Here is a 19,627-nt window from a genome sequence, read left to right as displayed (position 1 = left end):
CGTCCAACCTACCATTCGAAGAAAAGGGAGCGAACGCAAGTGCCGAAAAAGAGAATCGCAAGCCTGTTAGCCATCGTATTATCGCTGAGCATGATCCTGGCCGCTTGTTCCAAAAACGACAACAACGGAGGCAACGCCTCCTCGGACGCGCAGTCGTCCGGGTCGTCTTCTTCCGAGGCTCCGGCCGCGGCGCCGGCCAATATCAAGGTGTTCGCGGTGCAAGAGCCGAACATCGATCTGGAAACGAACAAATACACGAAGTTCGTCGAAGAGAAATTCAACATTGACTTCGCCTTCGAGACGGTTACGTCCGACGGCGCGAAGGAGAAGCGCCAAATCTCCCTCGCGAGCGGCGACTATCCGGACGCTTATATTCTTACGGCGTACGTCGATCAATTCTCCCAAGCGGACTTGATCAAGTACGGCAAGCAAGGCGTGCTGATCCCGTTGAACGACCTGATCAAGGAGCACGCGCCGAACATTCAGGCCGCGCTTGACAGCAACGCCGACTTCAAGGCGTTCAGCGTCGCTCCGGACGGCAACGTCTACGGCTTGCCTGCTTACTCGCAGTGCTTCCACTGCTCTTATCCGAACAAAATGTGGATGAACACGAAATGGCTCGACCAACTGAAGCTCGAGATGCCGAAGACGACGGACGAGTTCAAAGCCGTATTGGAAGCGTTCAAGAACAACGATCCGAACGGCAACGGCTCTAAAGACGAAGTGCCGCTCAGCGGTTCGATCGAAGATTTCGGCGTACGCGTCGTACCGTTCCTCATGAACGCGTTCGTCTACGACGACGACCGCAACCATCTGTTGCTGCAAGACGGCAAAGTCGGCTCCGCCGCGACGACCGACGGTTGGAAGCAAGGCTTGACGTACATCAAGTCGCTCTACGACGCGGGCTTGATCGATCCGGGCGCGTTCACGCAGAACGCGGAAGCGTTCAAGAAGATCGGCGAGAACGGCGACGCGCAAATTCTCGGCGCCGGCGCGGGCATGCACCCGGCCATCTTCGTCAACATCGACCAAGGCAACAAGAACTCGGCCGATTACAATCCGGTTCCACCGTTGACCGGCCCCGGCGGCGTATCGCTCGCGACTCATGACGGCGGCGGCGTGTCCCCCGGCGCGAAGTTCGCGATCACGAACAAAGCGAGCAAGGAAGCGCAAGTGGCGCTGATCAAGCTGATCGACTATATGTTCACGCCGGAAGGCCAGACGAACGCGGCCAGCGGCATGAAGGGCATCGACTGGGAAGATCCGGCAGCGGAAGACAAAGCGCTCGGCGACAACGTCGCGCCTATGGTTAAGCCGATTCCGGCCAAAGACGGCGAAGCGCCGCGCAACGCGGGCTGGAGCGGCATGGGTCACTTCTACATGCCGAAGGAATACCGCGACAGCTGGGTACAAGGCACGGACATCTACGACTCCGCGAACTACGAGCGCCGCCTGTATCAAGCGACGCTGCTGTACCAAGGCCATGAGCCGAAGGAGCTGTTCCCGCTGTGGGCGATCTGGCTCGATCCGGCGGAAGTGGACGAAGCGAGCATGCTGCAGACGAACATCCGCACGTACATCGACGAGAACTCGCTGCAATTCATTACGGGACACAAGAACTTGGAAGGAGATTGGGATTCCTTCTTGAAGGGCTTGCAAGACCTGAAGCTCGATCGTTATCTTGAAATTCTGCAAAAAGCGTACGACGGTTCCACGTTCAAATAAAAGGACGGATGGAAGAAGCGGGCTCTTTACCTTCGGGTAAAGCGCCCGCTTTGCATCGCGAAATAATCGTAAAATCGCTTAGCGCAAATCGGATCGGAGGGGGAGTTGAACATGGACGTATCCATGCCTATATTCTTGAGGGACGGACTGCCGAGATTGTCGGCCCGGATTCGGGACGAAGAGGCGATCTCCGTCGCCTTCCTCGGCGGTTCGATTACGGAGGGCTACGGCGCCTCCGACCCGGACGCGACCAGCTGGCGGGCGCTGACCGAACGGTACTTCCGGGACGCTTATCCCGACATCAGGTGGCGCTTCGTCAATGCGGGCGTCGGCGGCACGGATTCGTCGTTCGGGGCTCATCGCTTCGCGCGGCACGCGCTGCAGGACGGCAGAATCGACTTGTTGTTCGTCGAATTCGCCGTGAACGACGCGCAGAAGCGGGCGAAGTCGCCTGAGGGACGCGCGGAGGCGATTCGCGGCATGGAAGGAATCGTGCGGCAATGCCGGCGGTGGTCCCCGTCCGCGGATATCGTGTTCCTCTATGTCGCGGATGAAGAATCGCTGGCGGAGGACGAGCCGTTCTTCGTCTCGGCGCATGAAGAAGTCGCCGAACGCTATGCGCTTCCGTCCGTGTCGTTCGTCCATGGCATTCGAGCGTGCATCTCGCCCGGGGTCTGGAGGTCGTTCGCGCCGGACGGCGTTCATCCGAACGACGAAGGATACGCGGTTTACGCGGGTATAATGCGCGAATTTCTCGATGTCGCGCTGAAGAAGGGCGCAATAAGTGTGGCGACGAGTCCGCTTCCCGAGCCGCTTCGCGCCGACAATTACGAGAAGGCCGCATTGACGAGTCCGCTGGCGGCACTCCTGTCGACGGGCATGGTATGGAGCGGGAGACCGGAGAACACGGTCAATTGGCGCTATCCCGCAGGTCACTGGCACGGCGAAGGCGAAGGCGCGGAGATCGTCTTCGAGACGCACGGCCGCGGCGCGGGGTTATTGCTCTTGTGCGGACCCGACTCCGGCGCGTTCGCGTATTCGGTCAACGGCGGGGAATTCCTCGTATGCGATCCGTTCGACGAGTGGTGCCCGCTGTTCTATCGTCCCGTAAGGGTCGCGCTCGTCGATTCGTCCGTCGCCGGACCGATTCGAATTACCGTTCGCGGTACCGGGTTGAAGGATGAACGCAGCACGGGTAACGAGCTGCGCGTTCTCGGACTATTGCATTACGAATGAAAGAACGAAAGGGAGAAGCTCCGCGTCGCGGGGCTTCTCCCTTTTCGATGTTTGACGTACTTTACGATTCCGTCAGCCGAGAATAGATAATGTAGTCCAATCCGGCCGGCGTCCCATCGCTCTGCCGAATCGCCCGGTTGATCTGCCCGCGGTGGTATTGGCCGTGCAGGGAGACGTGAGTCAGGATGTCCCGTATCGACGTGCGGAACTGGACGCCGCTCTGGTTGGCGTACGTGACGATGTCGTCCAAGCGTTCTTCGGTCAATCCGTCTACGTACGCCTCGTATCTCCGCGCATTGTCCGCGAGAAGCTCCTCGATCGCCGCCAGATCCGCATCGTCGCTCCATAGCACGAAGCCCGCGCTGCTCTCACCGCTCAGCCTCGTCATCCACACTTGCTCGGCGATCGCGACGTGGCGGAACAGCCGCAGCGCCTCCTTGTTGTCTTGCTGCCCGTCGCGCATCGCCGCGAGCAGCTGCTTGTTCGCCCATGTCTGGTGGTCGAGCATGTTGCGGATCGTCTTTATCTGGATTCGCTCCTCATTTTATCAGTTAGAGAGTCACTTCGAAACACATGACATTGTTGTTGTCGATCGCGATGAACGTCGTCGGCGACAACGGCAGAATCTGCGTACCGGAAATCGTACCGTTATCGACGCCGAGAACGAAACGCAAATTTCCTTCGGCATCGAGACTGTGCACGGTACCGCCATTCGTCGTGATATAGGCGTTGCGATTGCCGTCGACGACGAGCATGAAGTTGAACAGACTATAGCCCCGATTTTTCTCCTTCAGCGGCTGTTCGTAAATCCATAACGGCTTCTTGCCCGATGCGTCCATTCGCTTCAACGAGTTTTCCGAATCCAAGCTGACGTAATCCGCGTTCGAGTAATCGCGGTAAGGTGCGGCAACTTCCACCAACTTCCCATCTTCCAATCTGTAGCTGGCATCCGCTGAGAGCATTAAGCCGTCCTTGGCGACGATAGGATTGAAGTATCCTTTCGAGGCGTATAGTGCATTTCCTTGCGCGTCCAATATCGCGTTCCCCGCGTAATTCTGGATGTAGAGCCGATTGCCGGAATCCACCGTGAACGACAAGTATTCTTCGAACGCGGATAACGTACCGTCAATCGTGGGCCATTCCTTGCGGACCCACAGTCGTTCTCCTTCCGGGCTATAAGCCGCTAATCCGTCGACTGTAAGCACGATTAGATTCCCGTTCGCGTCCAAAGCTGCATTCGTATAGAACACATCGTACGATGGCTCTCCATCGATATAGATGATTGGACTCCTGTTGAGCTCTGCATGCAGCGGAATCCCGTTCCATTCGTAGTCATTGTCGCGAGTTCTGCCGATTATCCGGTAACCGTTCTCCGTGGCGTACGCCGTGAAGCTGACGTCATCTTCGTATTCATACGGCTCCTCGTACACTTTCCTTCCATCGTAATCCGTATCGATTCGATCCCCGAAGCCCTTGAAGATCAACGTCCGATCCGGTCCGACGAACCCGGTGTATTGCTGATAAGGACTTTCGTCGGTGAAATGCCATAGGAGCTTGACGTTGCCGCGATGCTGCAGCGTAAGCGGCTCACCGCGATCGTTGTTCACCGGAAGGATGTCCTTAACAGTCAAGTCGATACCATAGCCGCGAACGTTGATTGTCTTCTTCTTCGCGTTCTTCTCGATTACCGCGCCGAACAGCGGTTTGCCCGCGTCGTACGGAACATAGACTTCTTTGCCGATCAGGAGCGGCGGCTGAGACAACGTGACTGTTTTCCCGTTCGCCTTGGCCGACTTGGAGCCGACCGTCAGCGAGAACGATTTCGTTCCCCGCTTGCCGTTTGCTTTTTTCGTCTTGGCATCATAGACGACCGTCGCGTCGAGCGCCTTGAAGTAGGGAATCATCGGAACGTAAGTCGTCCCGTTCTTGACGACCGGGGCAAGCTTCGTATCGAGTTTGCTTCCGTCGACCGTAATGGCTGTTATCGGCTGTTCCGCGGCGACGGCGACGGAACCGAACGCTAGCATGGTACATAAAGCAATGGCGATGATCAGTCTGAACTTCATGCGGAGAGGCTCCTTCACGGGAATATGGGAAAAAGTTCTATTCACGGAAGTAGTCTATCATTCTCTTCATTAAAAAGGAACCATGTAATCGACGAGTATGATAGGATAGAGTCGACTAATCGGTTAAGGAGTTTACGACACCATGGAACTCACTACGCTGCAACTTACGCTCACCATTCTCGCCGCGCTGCTCGTCGGCTTCTCGAAGACGGGCGTGCCGACGCTCGGCATCTTCGTCGCGGCGATGCTGGCTTCCGTCTATCCCGCGAGCGAATCGGTCGGCTTGCTGACCCCGATCCTCATTACGGGAGATATTATCGCGATCATCTATTACCGCCGCAACGTGGAATGGAAGCATCTCTTCGCGTTGCTCCCCTGGGTACTGGTCGGCATGGCGGCCGGGTACTTCGTGCTCGAATATATCGATAACCGGTCGTTGGCGCTGCTCATCGGCTTGCTCGTGCTGGCGCTGATCGCGCTGCACGTATATCGGGAACGTCTGGAGAAGGCGCTCGACTTCGCGTTCTCCAAGTCGCCCGCGTTCAACGCCTCTCTCGGCGTTCTCGCCGGCTTCACGACGATGGTCGGCAACGCGGCGGGCAGCATCATGTCGATCTACCTGTTGTCCAAGGGGATGAACAAGACGTCTTTCATCGGGACGAACGCTTTTTTCTTTTTCATGGTCAATGTCATTAAAGTGCCGTTCACCGCGCACCTCGGTCTCATCACGGCGGATTCGCTCACGGTCAACGCGTGGGTGGCGCCTGTCGTGCTGATCGGGGCGTTCGTCGGCTTCAAGGTGCTCCCGCGCATTCCGCAGAAGCTGTTCCAGACGTTGATCTTGACTTGCGCGACGCTTGGCGGCGTCTATCTGGTATTGAATTCGATTCTGTAACCCCGTTGTATACCTCGCGAAAAGATGTATATTGCCCTAAACAAGCCAATCAGAAGCCTTCCGAGAGGAGGGCTTCTTTTCTTCGCGCCATATACAACTCTCCGCAGCGTCGCATGTAGATGCGGCAAAATCATGTATATTGAGCGAACGGCGCCGGCCGGAGTATGGTTAATCGTGTTCCCGGTGCCATACCGGCCGACGAGGCGGATGGCGATCGGATGACCAACGAGAGAGAAGGAGCGCGGCGGGGATGACCAATCAACGATGGATCGAACAAGCGTGGAACGTAGGCGTCGCCAAAGTGCGCCAAGCAAGCGAACGGATCGGCGCCGGCTTCCCGCACGGGTCGCATGACGGCCGCTATCATCTAGCTGCGCCGGTCTATTGGACGGCGGGATTCTGGCCGGGATTGCTGTGGCTCGTGCATCGGGATCAGCCGGACGAGAACCTGCGCCAGCTGGCGGAGCAATGCGAAGCGCAGCTCGACGATCTATTGAAAGACTACGAATCGTTAAGCCACGACGTCGGGTTCATGTGGACGCTGACCGCGGTCGCGAACTGGGACCTGAATCGGGGAGACGCATCCAAGAGAAGAGCGTTGACGGCGGCGAACCATCTCGCGGGACGCTTCAATATGAAGGGCAAGTTCATCCGGGCATGGAACCAGCCGGAGCGAACGGGCTGGGCGATCATCGATTGCCTCATGAACATGCCGCTGCTGTACTGGGCGTCGGAAGAGATCAACGATCCGCGGTTCAAGATGATCGCGGAAGCGTATGCGACGACGACGGTCGAGCATTTCCTTCGCATCGACGGCTCCGTACGCCACGTCGTCAGCTTCGATCCCTACAGCGGCGTAAGAGTAGACGATTTCGGCGGGCAAGGCTACGCGAAGGGCTCGGCTTGGGCGAGAGGCGCGTCGTGGGGCATCTACGGATGGACGCTCGCCTATCGGCACACCGGTCGCGAGCTGTTCTTGAACGCGGCGCAGCGGGCGGCGGACTTCTTCCTCGCCAATCTGCCGGAGGACCTCGTACCTTACTGGGACTTTCGGTTGCCTACGAACGAAGGGGCGCCGAGAGACTCCAGCGCGGCGGCGATCGCGGCGAGCGGGCTGCTCGATCTGGCGAACGAGATCAAGGGCGAAGCGGGCAGCCATTACGAGAAGCAGGCGCTCGCCATCTTGCGATCACTATCCGCCGGCTACGTCGGCGACGACGCCGAGGAAGCGATCCTGATTCACGGCACGGGCAATCTGCCGATGAACCAGAACGTCGATCGCCCGCTCATCTACGGAGACTTCTACTACATGGAGGCGCTGGCCAAGGCGAGAGGCCAAGCCGGCCTGTGGGGGCCGTGGAACCGATAAACCGCGTAACGACGGGCTTCGGCGGCACATGTTAATGGCGCGAAAACCTGTATATTGTTCGCGGTCGACTCTCTGCTATACGATGAGCACAATTCGAGAGACAAGGAAGTGACTACGGGGTGAAATACTCGAAGCGTACGCTCAGGATGAACGTTCCGCTCTACGTAATGTTTCTACCGATCATCGTTTATTTTATCGTATTCAAGTATTACCCGATGTCCGGCTTCGTGATCGCCTTCAAGAACTACCGGTTCATCGACGGCATCTGGGGCAGCGCGTGGAACGGCTGGGACAACTTCAAGCTCATCTTCGATAACAACCAAATGTCCGGCATTATCTGGAATACGCTCAAGCTGAGCGGGCTGAACGTGCTCGTCGGGTTCCCGATTCCGATTCTGCTCGCCATCCTCGTGAACGAGGTGCGCAAGACGTGGTTCAAGCGCTCGCTGCAGACGATGGTGTTCCTGCCGCACTTCCTTAACTGGGTCATCGTCGGGGGCATCGTGATCACGATCTTCTCCCAGGGCGGCACGGCGAACAAGCTGCTCGAAGCATTGTTCGGCACGACGCACGCGTTCTTGTACGAGCCGGTATCCTGGGTGTCGGTGTACTTGTCCGCAACGGTGTGGAAGGAAGCCGGCTGGGGTATGATCATCTACTTGGCGGCGCTATCCTCGGTCGACCAACACCTGTACGAAGCGGCGAGCATCGACGGCGCGAACAAGTGGCAGCAGATGTGGCGCATTACGATTCCGGCGATCATGCCGACGATCGTCATCATGCTGATTCTGCGGATCGGCAATCTGATGGAGGTCGGGTTCGATCAGGTATATATGCTCCAGAATAATACGGTAACCGAAGTATCCGAAGTCATCAGCACGTTCATGTACAAAATCGGCATCCAGCAGGCGCAGTTCAGCTTGGCGACGGCGATGGGACTGTTCGAATCGCTCGTCGGGCTCGTCCTCGTCCTGGGAGCGAACGTCTTCGCCCGCCGGTTCGGCCAAGGCTTATGGTAGGGGGGATCAAAGATGACGAGTACTAGAGGAGAGAAGCTGTTCTACGCCTTCAACTATATCGTATTGGCGCTCATCGGTCTCAGCTGCGTCCTGCCGTTGATCCATATCGCGGCGTTGTCGCTCAGCGATAAGTTCGCGCTCGCTTCGGGGACGGTCGGTTTCTGGCCGCAAAACTTCGATACGTCAGCGTACAAAGGGCTGTTCGAGGAAACGCCGGTCATGGAAGCGTTCTGGAACAGCGTTCAGATTACGGTCATCGGAACGGCGCTGAACATGGTATTCACCGTGCTGGCCGCTTACCCGCTGTCCAAGCGCTACTTCATCGGACGCAAAGTGTATTCGTTCGGCGTCATCTTCACGATGCTGTTCGGAGCCGGCATGATCCCGGGATACTTGTTGGTCAAGAGCTTGGGTCTCATCGATTCGTACGGCTCGCTGTGGCTGCCGGGACTCATCAGCGTCTGGAATTTGCTCGTGCTGCGCAGCTTCTTCGAAGGACTGCCGGAGGAGCTGGAGGAAGCGGCGCGAATCGACGGAAGCTCGGAGTGGCGGCTCATCGCCCAGATTCTGCTGCCGCTGTCGATGCCGGTATTGGCCGCGCTCGCGCTGTTCTACGGCGTATCGCACTGGAACGCGTTCATGAACGTGCTTCTGTACATGAACGATTCGAGCAAGTGGAACTTATCGGTGCTCGTGCAGCAGTTGTTCCAGAACCCGGAGTTCTTCCAAGAGATGGCCAACAACCGGCCGGAGCTCGCGGTCATTCTGACGCCGGAAGCGGTCAAGGCGGCGGGAGTCATCATTCTGACGCTGCCGATGGTCGTCGTGTATCCGTTCCTGCAACGGTATTTCGTTAAGGGAGTCATGATCGGGGCCGTCAAAGGCTAATCCGCGGCAGGGGAGCTTTATTGAGAGGGGTGATGCGCGAGCCATTAGCTCACGCAAGGCGGCATTCGGTAGCAGAACGATTCGCTTTTTTTCCTACAATCGATGAGGGGTGACAGATTCGCATGACAACGAACAAAAAGACGATTGCATTCTGTTTGACGACTTTGATCGCGGCTAGCACGGCGCTGGCGGCATGCGGCAACAACGACAACGGGAACAACGAGCCTGCGGCTACGGGAAGCGCAAGCGCAACGGCAAGCGCATCGGCAAGCGCCACGCCGGAGGCGCCGAAGGAAAAGGTTGAAATCACGGTGTCGGTATACGATCGCAACAACGTGCCGGAGGGCGAAGGCTCGATCACGGACAACCGCTGGACGAAGTGGATCAACGAGAACGCGCCGGTCAAGGTCAAGTACGTCCCGGTGCCGCGCAACTCCTCGCAGGATAAGTTCAACGTGCTGTTCGCTTCCGGCGAAGCGCCGGACCTGATCATGGAATTTTCCAACCCTTATATGAAGAGCTTGGCGGCCAAAGGCTCGCTCATGCCGCTCGACGATCTCATCGCGAAGTCCTCGACGACGTACAAGGCGAACCTGGAAGCCAATCCGAACCTGAAGAAGCTGACGACGATGGACGGCAAGACGTACTTCTTCGGCCGCGACATCGGCTACACGACGAACCACTTCCTGATGATCCGCAAGGACTGGCTCGACAAGCTGAATCTGCCGATGCCGACGACGACCGAGCAATATCTCGAAGTCGCCAAGGCGTTCGCGCAGAACGATCCGGACGGCAACGGCAAGAAGGACACGTTCGGCTCCACGTTCTTCGACGTCGACTACTTCTTCGGCCTTGGCCAATCCACCGCCGAGAAGGACGTATCGGTATCCTCGTACTTCCTGACTGCGGACGACCAATATCTGCGCAGTTGGGATCAGCCGGCGGCTGCCATTCAGTTCAGGAAAGATCTGTACGACGCGGGAGCGGTCGATCCGGACATCTTCGCGGACAAAGACGGCTCCAAGGCTCAGCAGGACTGGATCAACGGCAAGCTCGGCATCTACGGCATGGGCGGTCTCGAAGGCATGGCTGCTTACAATGCGTACTCGGCGTTCAAGCAGAACAATCCGGACGCGCAAGTCGCGATTCTCGAGCTGCCCGAGTCGCCATTCGGCAAGTTCTCTCCTGCCGGCGGCGTTCCGAACCTGCAGATTACGTCCGCGATCAACGCCACGGCCAAGAATCCGGAAGCGGTCATGCAATTCGTCGATTGGCTCATGAGCGACGAAGTCGCGTTCACGCTGAAGTACGGCATCGAAGGCGAGCACTTCCAGAAGGCGGCGAACGGCTGCCCGGCTCCGGTCGATACGGAGAAGAACGCGAAGGAGCTCAACTGGAACGGCGACATGCAAATGCTCTCCCAAATCGGGAAAATGGGCGACTGCGTCAAATTCGTCAACCAGCTGGACGCAAGCAAACCGCTCGACCAATCGTATATCGAGCTGATCAACCAAGGCAGAACGGCTTACATCAACCCGGAGCGTCCGTCGACGCCAGCTCTCTTCCTGCCGGTCGGCTTGCCTGACGACCTGTCGGTCATCAACAGCACGGCCGTCAATACGATTACCGGCATCTACACGAAGGCGATCGTCGGCGGCGCCAAGGTAACCGCGCAGCAAGCGATCGAAGACGCGAAGAAGGCTTGGAGCGGCGGTGGCGGAGAGAAGGTCGACGAGTTCTTCGCGAAAGCCTACCAAGACAACAAGGCGACGAACGTTATCTACACCAAAGACTACTACAACGGATTGAAGTAACGGCGATTTCGGCGCAAGCGCGGAAGCGCGGAGCCGACCCGGGGACAAGGCGAGAGGAATCTCGCCTTGTCCTTGGTTCGTCCCGGCGACGGAAGGCGGAAGAGGGCAACCGATGCGCTCCTCCTGTGATATGATTAGTAATCTAACCCGATCCCAGAAGGAGAACATCCATGACTAGAAATTGGCTGAATCGCTTGCTCCTCTCCTATCTGCCCGTGTTCGTGCTCGTCGTCTGCCTGTTCATGTTCATCGGCGTCGTTCAATTGAACGATCTGTCGAGGCAGGACGCGGAGAAGTCGAGCCGCGCTTACGCCCGCAACTTGCAGAATAACCTCGACATGTCGCTGCGTTCGATCGAGATGATGATGATCGGCACGATTAGCAACAACGAGCTGCTGACGTCGTTCGCCGGCATGGAGAGCTCGCCGCCTTTCAACCTGGAACTGTCGCGCTTGCTGCAGGCGATGGCTTCTACGAATGCCCTGATCGATTCGATCTACTTATATAGAGCGCAAGACGGGACGATTCTCAGCAACCGGACGAAGCTGAACATCGAGCAATTCGCCGACCGGAAGTTCGCCGAGGCGAGCGTCGCCGGACAGCCATCCGCCTGGAGCGATCCGAGGACGTACCGGACGTTCGCCAGCGACGTCTCGAAGGAGACGGTCATCTCGATGGCAAGGGGCATCCCGCTCGGCAGCCACGGGATCGGTATCCTCGTCGTGAACGTCGGCATGGACGCGATCTGGGAATATTTCGCGAACTTCGGCGAGTCCGAGGTGAGCTATCTCGCGGTTAACGACCGGCAAGGGAACCAAGTATTCGGGCAGCCGGGACAGACGCCGCACGACAATCCGGTCACGCTCGATTCGGCATATTCCGGGCTGACGTACCAGAGCGGCCTCAAGACGGAGCTGTCGGGCAACCTGCTGCGCTACGTGACGAGCGGCTGGGTGCTGCTCGGGCTGTTCGGCCTATTCGTCGGCATCGGCTGGGTCGTCTATATATCCCGTCGTAATTACAAGCCGATCGAGACGATCATGTCGCGTATTCAGAAGTACAATCAACAGAGCGGCCGTCCGATCATCGAGAAGCCTTCGGGCGACGAGCTGAGCTATATCGATTACACGTTGTCGAGCATGATGGAAGCGACGAGAGATTACGAGCACCGCAACAAGGAAAATCGGCGTTTTCGACGGCTGCGGCTTTTGCAAGAGCTGGTGGAGGGAGACGGTCCGTCGGACGGCGCGGAATGGAACGAAGTGCTGCGCGAGCTCGGGGTCGGCGCGTTCCAAGGCGCTACCGTCGGCATCGTCGAGATCGACAAGTATTCGGACTTCATTCGCCGCTACTCCCGCGAGGACCAAGGCTTATTCAAGTACATTCTGACGAAGGTCGTGGACGAGACGGCCAGAAACCAATCGCTCCTCGTCTGGCAGGAGTGGCTGACGAACCATCGGCTGTGCGTCATCTGCTTCGATGCCGGAGACGGCATGCAGCAGACGGCCGCGCGTCTATTGGCGCAAGCGGAGGAAGTGCGCGAATGGATGCACGGCAACCTGGAGATTACGGTCACGTACGGGATCGGCGCGCCGGCGTCGGACGCGAGCGCGCTGTCGGAATCGTACGATTCGGCGGCCGAAGCGCTGGGCTACAAGTCGGCGCTCGGCGGCAACCGGGTCATCGGCCATTGGGAGATCGAGGAGCTGTCGCGCGAAGACTTGTTCGTCTACTTGCAATACGTGCGCACGATCGCGCAGGCGTTCCGCGTCGGCAGCGAAGGCTGGCGGGAGCAGCTCGGGCTGCTGTTCGCGGGGCTGAAGTCGCTATTGCTGCCTAAGGAAGAAGTCGACGGGGTCGTCGGGTATATGAATTATTATTTTCACCGGGAAATGACCGAGCTGCCTCCGGAATACCAGGAGCTGTGGAACCGGGAGTTCCGCGCGCATGGGGACGAGCGAATCGAGACGCTAGAGACGTTAGACGAGCTGGAAGCGTTCTACGTGGAGCGGCTGTCTTCCTGCTTCCGCCAGATGGCGAGCTTGCGGGAGGGCAAAGGCAATCAGGCGGTCGTCCACCGGGTCAGGGCCTATATCGAAGAGAACTTCGGCAATCCGGATCTGTCGCTGTCGCTGCTCGGCGAGCAATTCAACATGAACACGTCGAGCCTGAGCACGCTGTTCAAGGAAGAGTTCGGGGAGAAGTTCGTCTCTTATCTGTGCCAGATTCGGATGGAGCGCGCCAAGGAGCTGCTGCGCAACGGCGATCTGCCCGTACAGGACATCTCGGGCATGGTCGGCTACCAACATACGATGTCCTTCATTCGCACGTTCAAGAAGACGGTCGGCGTGACGCCGGGCGATTATCGTAAAGTACATCAGCAATAACGAGACGGGGAGTGAACGGCTTGTCCGGTCAACTGGCGATCGCAGCGGAGAAAGTATGGAATCAGATGAAAGAAGGACATGCCGGGGATTGGGGCATGGACATCGAGCAGTGGGATTGGGTGCCCGGCGTCGGCGTCATCGCGGCGTTGGAATACGCGCAGGCGGCGGAGGGCGGCTTCGAGGTGCTCTCGTTCTTGCAGGAATGGGTAGGGCGTAACCGCGGCAAAGCGGGAGGTGCGCCGGTCATTAACGCGATCGCGCCGTACGCGATCTATCCGGCGCTGTACCGGGAGACGCAAGACGCGGCCTATCGCGAGTCGGCGGCAGCGACGGCCGAATGGCTGACGAAGCTCGCTCCGCGCACGAGGGAAGGCGCCTTCGAGCATACGGTGACGGAGAACGTGCAATTCGCCGAGCAAGTATGGGCGGACACGGTGTTCATGGCGGCGCTGTTCCTCGCCCGCGCGGCGACGATGCTCGGGGACGCGGCTCTCGCCAAGGAAGCGAACGAGCAGACGCTCTTGCATATGAGATTGTTGGAGGATCCGGCGAGCGGCGTGCTGTTCCACGGTTGGAACTGCGAGACGGGCGATCATATGTCCGCGGCTCGCTGGACGCGCGCGAATGCATGGAACGCGGCGGGCGTGCCTCTTATTCTGCAGGAAACTTCGAAGTTGGTAGAGGTGCCGGCGGAATTAATAGAGCGCTATGCTCGCTTGATGGACGGGTTAGTAGGCTATCAGCAGGAAGACGGCCTGTGGAGCACCGTATTGGACCGTCCGGACTTCTACCGTGAAGTGTCCGGCAGCGCGGGTATCGCTTATGGGTTGCTGAAGGCCATCGAAGGCGGTTGGTTGGCGGATGATGCGCGGTACGGCGAGGCTGCCCGGCGCGCGGTGGAGGCCGTGCTACCGTACATCGGGGAAGACGGTATCGTGGACGGCGTGTCCGGAGGAACGCCGGTCATGGAGAGTATCGAAGCGTATAACGAGATCCCCGTCTATCCGACGTTGTACGGTCAGGGGCTTGTGTTGATGTTGCTATCGCAGGCGATGAGGCGTGCGGACGAGGGAGGCGACGGGCGATGAATAAGGCTGAGTTCATGGCATTGTTGCGGGAGCAGGACGGAACGTACGACGACGAGCTGCAGTTGATCCGCACGCCGATGACGGCAACCTATCACACCGCGCTGAAGCAGGCGACGCATCCGCTCGTTCACATGCTGCTCGAAGCGTCCGTATACGCATTGAGATTGTTGGAAGCCGGCGACGAAGCGTCCGCGGCAAGAGCGATCGGTATCCTTCGGCGGGTCGTCTCCCATCAGGATCGGGATCCTTCCCGGGATACGTACGGTATCTGGCCGTATTATTATGAAGAGTCGCTGGACGAGATGGATCGACCGGACTGGAACATGGCGGATTTCCACGGGAAGCAGCTGTGCCTGGCGTTAAGGCGCCATGCGGACCGGTTGCCCGCCGATCTCGTCGCGGATATCCGCGAGGCGATCGGGCACGCTTGCCGCGCGATCATGAAGCGGAACGTCGGGCCGGGCTACACGAACATCGCGATCATGGGCGCGTTCGTGACGCTGGCGGGCGGCGAGTTGCTCGGGAAAGAGGAATTCCGGCTGTACGGCTTGGCTCGGTTGGAACGGTTCTATAGGTATACGATGGACATCGGCACGTTCTCCGAATACAACAGTCCGTGCTATACGCCGATCGCGATCCGCGAGCTGCATGCGATACTGACCGCTTGCGAGACCGCGGAGGCGCTGGCGTTCGCCCGCGAGCTGACGGACCTGGCTTGGGAGATGGCGGGCAGCCATTACCACGCGCCGACGGCCGCGTGGGGCGGACCGCACAGCCGGACGTACGCGTCGCTGGTGCGGCCCGACGAGCGCCGGTTCCTCGAGGAAGCGATGCTGGACGAGACGTTCGAGTACGGCGAGAATATCCGCTGTCCGGAGCGGTTCCGGCCGCTGTTCTCCGCCGTGGAGGAGCGATCGTTCTCGAAGCCGACGCTGATGGCGTCCGAGACGGGCTATCAAGTATACGCGACGCTGTATCAGAACGAAGCGGTGTCGCTCGGGACGTACAGCCAAGGCGTCATGTGGAACCAGCGCCGCAACCTGATCGGCTATGTCGACGCGGGCGGCAAGACGGCGTTCGTGCAACTGCAATTCCTGATGAATGGCCGCGACTTCTGTTCGGCGATGTACACGGGGGCGCAAGATCGCACGAGGGCGTTGATCGGCTTCAACCTGTTGACCGACAACGGGGCGTGGCACTCCGACCTGGATATCATTAACGGCCGGTTCCGCGCATCGGATTTGCGAATCCGGCTGTTGATCGGCGGCGAGACGGAGGGGTTGACCGTTCCGGTTGCCGAAGCCGACAAGACGCTGCGATTGCGGATCGGGGAGCAGACGCTTGCGGTTCGTCCGGTCTACGAGCGGTACGACGAGGGCGAGCTTAAGGCGGAGACGAGCCGGGGAGCGGACGGCACGGTGAACCTGGACTACGTCATCTACGCCGGCCAAGAGCGGAAGTTCGACTTCCACGCGGTGGAGCGAGCGGCATGGCTGTTCGCGCTGTCGCTCGACTCGTCCGGCCAGTTGCCCGACGCGAGGACGGAAGAAGGCGAGTACGCGGTGACCGCGACGCTGGCCGGCGATCCGCGCATCTCGATCGAGACGGCGATCGCGCCGGGCAAGACGCAGGCGTTGTTCGCGGGGAATCAGGCAAGGCATCCGGCGTTTTAGATCGGATGGAGAGGGGGAGAGGGGCCGTCAGTATGTTGGCGGCTTTTTTCTATTGCGTGGCGCGCTGTTGTAGTTCGGGTTAGTTGAATTGCGTGCGCTGTATACGGCGTTTTGGCGTGCTGCAGATTGGATTGGTCGAACTGTAGGAGCAGAATGTTGCGGTTGGTGCGCTGCAGGTTGGATTGGTCAAACTATGTGCTCGGAATGCGGCGGTTGGCGTACTGCAGATTGGATTGGTAGAACTGCAGGAGCAGAATGCGGCAGTTGGTGCGCTGCAGGTTGGATTGGTCGAACTGTAGGAGCAGAATGCGGCGGTTAGCGTGCTGCAGGTTGGATCATTCACTTTAATTATTGCGATCGTATGGATAAGAATGTTATATTATAAGCGCACATATGTTCGCATGATTCTGTCAATTCTGATCCGGAGGTTACGATAATGATAAGCTTGGGCAATGATACGATCCTTCGCTACCGACAATTCCTGGAATGGGCGGATACGCTGCGCGATATGGACGATCGCTTATGGACGAAGCCGATCGCCGACGGAAAGGCAACCGTAGCGGACATCGTCTCGCATCTGCAGCATTGGGATTATTATCTCCTTCATACGGTAATTCCTTCTATTAAGAACGGCGAAGACATACGCTTTCCGGATTTCGATTCGTATAACGAACAAGCCTATGAATACGCGCGATCGGGTGTTTCCAAGGATAAGCTGCTCGACGAACTTACGCAAACGCGTCTAAGGCTGATCGAACTCCTGCGGAACGAACCGGACGTCGCGGCGAAGCATGTTCCCGTGAACGGCGTCGCGCGTTGTCCGCATACGGATACCCCGTACTCGCTGCTCTATATCGTCTACGAATTTATCGATCATGACGCTCACCATAAGAATCAGATCTTATCGGTCATCTGATCGCTTTACTGGCTTGCGACCGCGAAGCGGGTGCTCCTTGCATCCGTTTCGCGGTTTTTTTGTCATTCCAATGCAAGGTGCGAAGACGCAGATGCAACTTCAGCAGTAATGTGCACATTTGACAGTCCTAACGATCATATACGATCAATCTGTACAGTATGCCGCTTCGCCGCGATCATTCAGAATGGAAGTAAGCCTGATGGATTGACGGCAGAAGGAGGCTCTGTTTGCGTATGGACAAAATGAAGATTGCGAGTTGGCGGCGAGAGACGGCGAACGAGCCGCTCGATGCGCGAGGCAATGGGCCGAAGAAAGCGGGCGATCAATGGACGCTCGGCGTAGAAGGAGGCCCGGGCCGGTTCGCCGGGGAGATCGAGCTCGCGACGAACGGCGCGCTCGTTCTGGAGTGGAAGTCGCCGCGGCCGCTGCGGATATGGTTGGACGACGTGCTCGCCGTTGACGAGCCGCTCTATTGGCGTTCGTTCCAGCGCGAGATTAGAGGCACGGTGGTCGTGCCGTGCAAGGCGGGGCGTATCCGGCTGCGGGCGCAGACGGGGGAGAGGCCGAGCATCGCGCCGTACGCGGCGGCGAATTGCCCGTCCCGCAACCGCGAGCGGGTGATGGAGACGCTGCGCGTTACGAAGCCGGACGAGCTTGCGATTCGAGGCGTAGTCGTGGAAGGCGTCGCTCCGACGCCAGCGAGCTTGCGTTACGAGACGGCGCAGCACCAGACGGGCGGCATCGTGTACCAGCACGTGCTGGTTCGCGCGTTGCCAGACTATGATCGCGCGCCGAGCCTGGAGTTCCGTTCGCTCGCGGAGGATCGGAGCGCGCCGATCGCGCTGAAGACGACGCGTCTTCTCTATGGGGTTAAAGATCTCACTTCCGCGGAGGAGCGCGAAGCCGGTCTACGTCGCTACGGCATCCCGGTCGCGGACGAACTCGAACCGTTGCCCGCGTTGCGCGGAGAGTCTCCGGAAGACAGGATCGAGCCGCATCTGGAGGTATGTCGCGAAGATACGCTGTTGCTCGGGACGGGATCGGAATCCGTCCCGGTGCCGCTTCCGGTGTACGAATCGCTCGGACGGTTGGCGCCGCGCAAGGAATATCGCCGGCTCGATTGGCCGAGCGAAGCGCAGCTCGCGGCGAGCGTGCCCGAGCCGATGCTGCCGCCGGCGCTCGCGGAGCTGCGCGAGCTGTACGACGCGGCGTGGCGCATGCTGCATAGCCGGATCCGGGAACCGCGGGAGACGAGCGGATTGCCGAACGGCTACATCTCGACCGGTTCGAACTTTCCGCACAACCAGTTCGTCTGGGACACGGCGTTCACGTCGATCGCGGCTGCGTACGGCCACAGGTCGTTACCGGCGACCGCATCGCTCGACGTGCTGTACCGGACGCAATTCGACGGCGGATACATCCACCGCGAGCTGGACGTGCGCGACCTTCAGCCCGTTCTGTACGAACCGGACTTCGGCCCGAATCCGCCGATTCTGACGTACGCCGAATGGTCGATCGCTTGCTTGACCGGCGACAGTTTTAGGCTGAAGCGCGTGTATCCCGCGCTCAAGGCGCACCATGGCTGGATCCGTCGTAACCGCCGCCAAGAAGACGGCACGTATTGGACGACGGGCCTCGCGAACGGCCTCGACAATTCCCCTTCGTACGGCAATGGGTATCCGTGCCTGACGTCGCAGATGGCTCACGACGCGGAGTTGCTCGGCCGGATCGCGGAGCTTCTCGGCTACGAGGAAGACGCTGCGGCCTGGCGAGCCGAATACGAGAAGACGTCGCAAGCGCTCAACGATAAGCTGTGGGATCCGAATCAACGCATCTACTCCGCGTCGCTGGACGAGGGCGGCCACAATCCGAACAAGATCGTGACCGCGTTCTGGCCGTTGCTCGCCGGCGCCGCGCCGCCGGATCGCACGGAGGCGCTCGCCGGACATCTGACCGATCCGTCCAGCTTCTGGCGGGTTCATCCAATTCCGAGCGTCGCCGCCGATTCGCCGTCGTTCGTGCCGGGAGGCGACTATTGGCGCGGATCGGCGTGGGCGCCGACGAACTACGCGGCGATTCGCGGGTTCCAGCGCGCCGGTTACGCGGAGCTGGCGTACGAGGCATCGGTGAAGCATCTGCGCGCGATGCTCGAGGTGTACCGAGACACCGGCGAAATCTGGGAGAACTATTGCAGCGAAGCGCCGAAGAAGGGGAGCGCGTCGGCGCCTTCCTACAGCTGGAGCGCGCTCGGGCCGATCGCGCTGTTGTTCGAGACCGTCATCGGCTTGCAACCGAACGCGCTTGCTGGTCAGATCGTCTGGACGCCGCCGGCGCGGACGGAGATTGGCGTTCGTCGATACCCGCTCGGCGAAGCGAAGATCGATCTCGAAGTGCGGGACGAAGAGGACGGCTGGCATGTCCACGTTCGCACGGATCGGGCGCTCCGGCTGAAGCTTGTCGTTGAGGGAGACGGCGCACGAGAGCTGCACTGCCGGCCGGGCCAACAGAGATGGCCGATCGAGGAATGGAAGAAGCGAGAGGAGGATTAATG

The 19,627-nt window shown here is 59.3% G+C and carries 14 protein-coding genes; 12 read left to right on the top strand and 2 right to left on the bottom strand.

What is annotated here, in order from left to right; translation table 11 throughout:
• Positions 1 to 90: 90 nt before the first annotated feature.
• Together ACFQZG_RS04855 and ACFQZG_RS04850 are read left to right on the top strand one after the other, a co-directional pair.
• On the top strand, positions 91 to 1,725 hold the full coding sequence (locus tag ACFQZG_RS04855) for an extracellular solute-binding protein (RefSeq protein WP_378150445.1): 1,635 nt from the start codon (positions 91 to 93) through the stop codon (positions 1,723 to 1,725).
• A gap of 111 nt (positions 1,726 to 1,836) precedes the next feature.
• Positions 1,837 to 2,961 (top strand): SGNH/GDSL hydrolase family protein, encoded by a 1,125-nt coding sequence (locus ACFQZG_RS04850; RefSeq protein WP_378150401.1) that lies wholly within the window; start codon positions 1,837 to 1,839, stop codon positions 2,959 to 2,961.
• 61 nt (positions 2,962 to 3,022) lie between these two features.
• Here ACFQZG_RS04850 and ACFQZG_RS04845 read toward each other — a convergent pair whose 3' ends face one another.
• On the bottom strand, positions 3,023 to 3,469 hold the full coding sequence (locus ACFQZG_RS04845) for a DinB family protein (protein WP_378150400.1): 447 nt from the start codon (positions 3,467 to 3,469) through the stop codon (positions 3,023 to 3,025).
• Between the two features lie 43 nt (positions 3,470 to 3,512).
• Complete coding sequence (locus ACFQZG_RS04840; protein WP_378150399.1) at positions 3,513 to 5,027, bottom strand: copper amine oxidase N-terminal domain-containing protein; 1,515 nt, start codon at positions 5,025 to 5,027, stop codon at positions 3,513 to 3,515.
• A 142-nt stretch (positions 5,028 to 5,169) separates the two neighbouring features.
• Here ACFQZG_RS04840 and ACFQZG_RS04835 point away from each other — a divergent pair, with 142 nt between their 5' ends.
• The 10 genes from ACFQZG_RS04835 (at position 5,170) to ACFQZG_RS04790 (ending at position 19,625) form a co-directional block, all read left to right on the top strand.
• Positions 5,170 to 5,922, top strand: coding sequence for a sulfite exporter TauE/SafE family protein (locus ACFQZG_RS04835; protein WP_378150398.1), 753 nt, complete (start codon positions 5,170 to 5,172; stop codon positions 5,920 to 5,922).
• A 250-nt stretch (positions 5,923 to 6,172) separates the two neighbouring features.
• On the top strand, positions 6,173 to 7,291 hold the full coding sequence (locus ACFQZG_RS04830) for a glycosyl hydrolase (RefSeq protein WP_378150397.1): 1,119 nt from the start codon (positions 6,173 to 6,175) through the stop codon (positions 7,289 to 7,291).
• A 119-nt stretch (positions 7,292 to 7,410) separates the two neighbouring features.
• Positions 7,411 to 8,310: an ABC transporter permease gene (locus ACFQZG_RS04825; protein ID WP_378150396.1), complete on the top strand. Its 900-nt coding sequence runs from the start codon at positions 7,411 to 7,413 to the stop codon at positions 8,308 to 8,310.
• 12 nt (positions 8,311 to 8,322) lie between these two features.
• On the top strand, positions 8,323 to 9,198 hold the full coding sequence (locus ACFQZG_RS04820; protein WP_378150395.1) for a carbohydrate ABC transporter permease: 876 nt from the start codon (positions 8,323 to 8,325) through the stop codon (positions 9,196 to 9,198).
• Between the two features lie 122 nt (positions 9,199 to 9,320).
• The gene (locus ACFQZG_RS04815) at positions 9,321 to 11,012 is read left to right on the top strand and encodes an extracellular solute-binding protein (RefSeq protein WP_378150394.1); all 1,692 of its coding nucleotides are present in this window, start codon (positions 9,321 to 9,323) and stop codon (positions 11,010 to 11,012) included.
• A gap of 170 nt (positions 11,013 to 11,182) precedes the next feature.
• Positions 11,183 to 13,399, top strand: coding sequence for a helix-turn-helix domain-containing protein (locus tag ACFQZG_RS04810; RefSeq protein WP_378150393.1), 2,217 nt, complete (start codon positions 11,183 to 11,185; stop codon positions 13,397 to 13,399).
• 20 nt (positions 13,400 to 13,419) lie between these two features.
• Positions 13,420 to 14,487 carry a glycoside hydrolase family 88/105 protein gene (locus ACFQZG_RS04805; protein WP_378150392.1) on the top strand — a complete coding sequence of 356 codons (1,068 nt, stop codon included), beginning with the start codon at positions 13,420 to 13,422 and terminating at the stop codon, positions 14,485 to 14,487.
• Complete coding sequence (locus tag ACFQZG_RS04800; protein WP_378150391.1) at positions 14,484 to 16,160, top strand: hypothetical protein; 1,677 nt, start codon at positions 14,484 to 14,486, stop codon at positions 16,158 to 16,160. Before ACFQZG_RS04805 ends, ACFQZG_RS04800 begins: the two co-directional genes overlap by 4 nt.
• A 436-nt stretch (positions 16,161 to 16,596) precedes the next feature.
• Positions 16,597 to 17,076, top strand: coding sequence for a DinB family protein (locus ACFQZG_RS04795; RefSeq protein ID WP_378150390.1), 480 nt, complete (start codon positions 16,597 to 16,599; stop codon positions 17,074 to 17,076).
• A 233-nt stretch (positions 17,077 to 17,309) separates the two neighbouring features.
• Positions 17,310 to 19,625, top strand: a complete 2,316-nt coding sequence (locus ACFQZG_RS04790; RefSeq protein ID WP_378150389.1) for an amylo-alpha-1,6-glucosidase — start codon at positions 17,310 to 17,312, stop codon at positions 19,623 to 19,625.
• The last annotated feature ends 2 nt before the right edge of the window (positions 19,626 to 19,627 follow it).

The sequence above is a fragment of the Cohnella sp. GCM10027633 genome, assembly GCF_042675445.1.
Classification (GTDB): Bacteria; Bacillota; Bacilli; order Paenibacillales; family Paenibacillaceae; genus Cohnella.
Note: the sequence above shows the minus strand (reverse complement) of the source record. Positions and strands in the feature narration are given on the sequence as shown.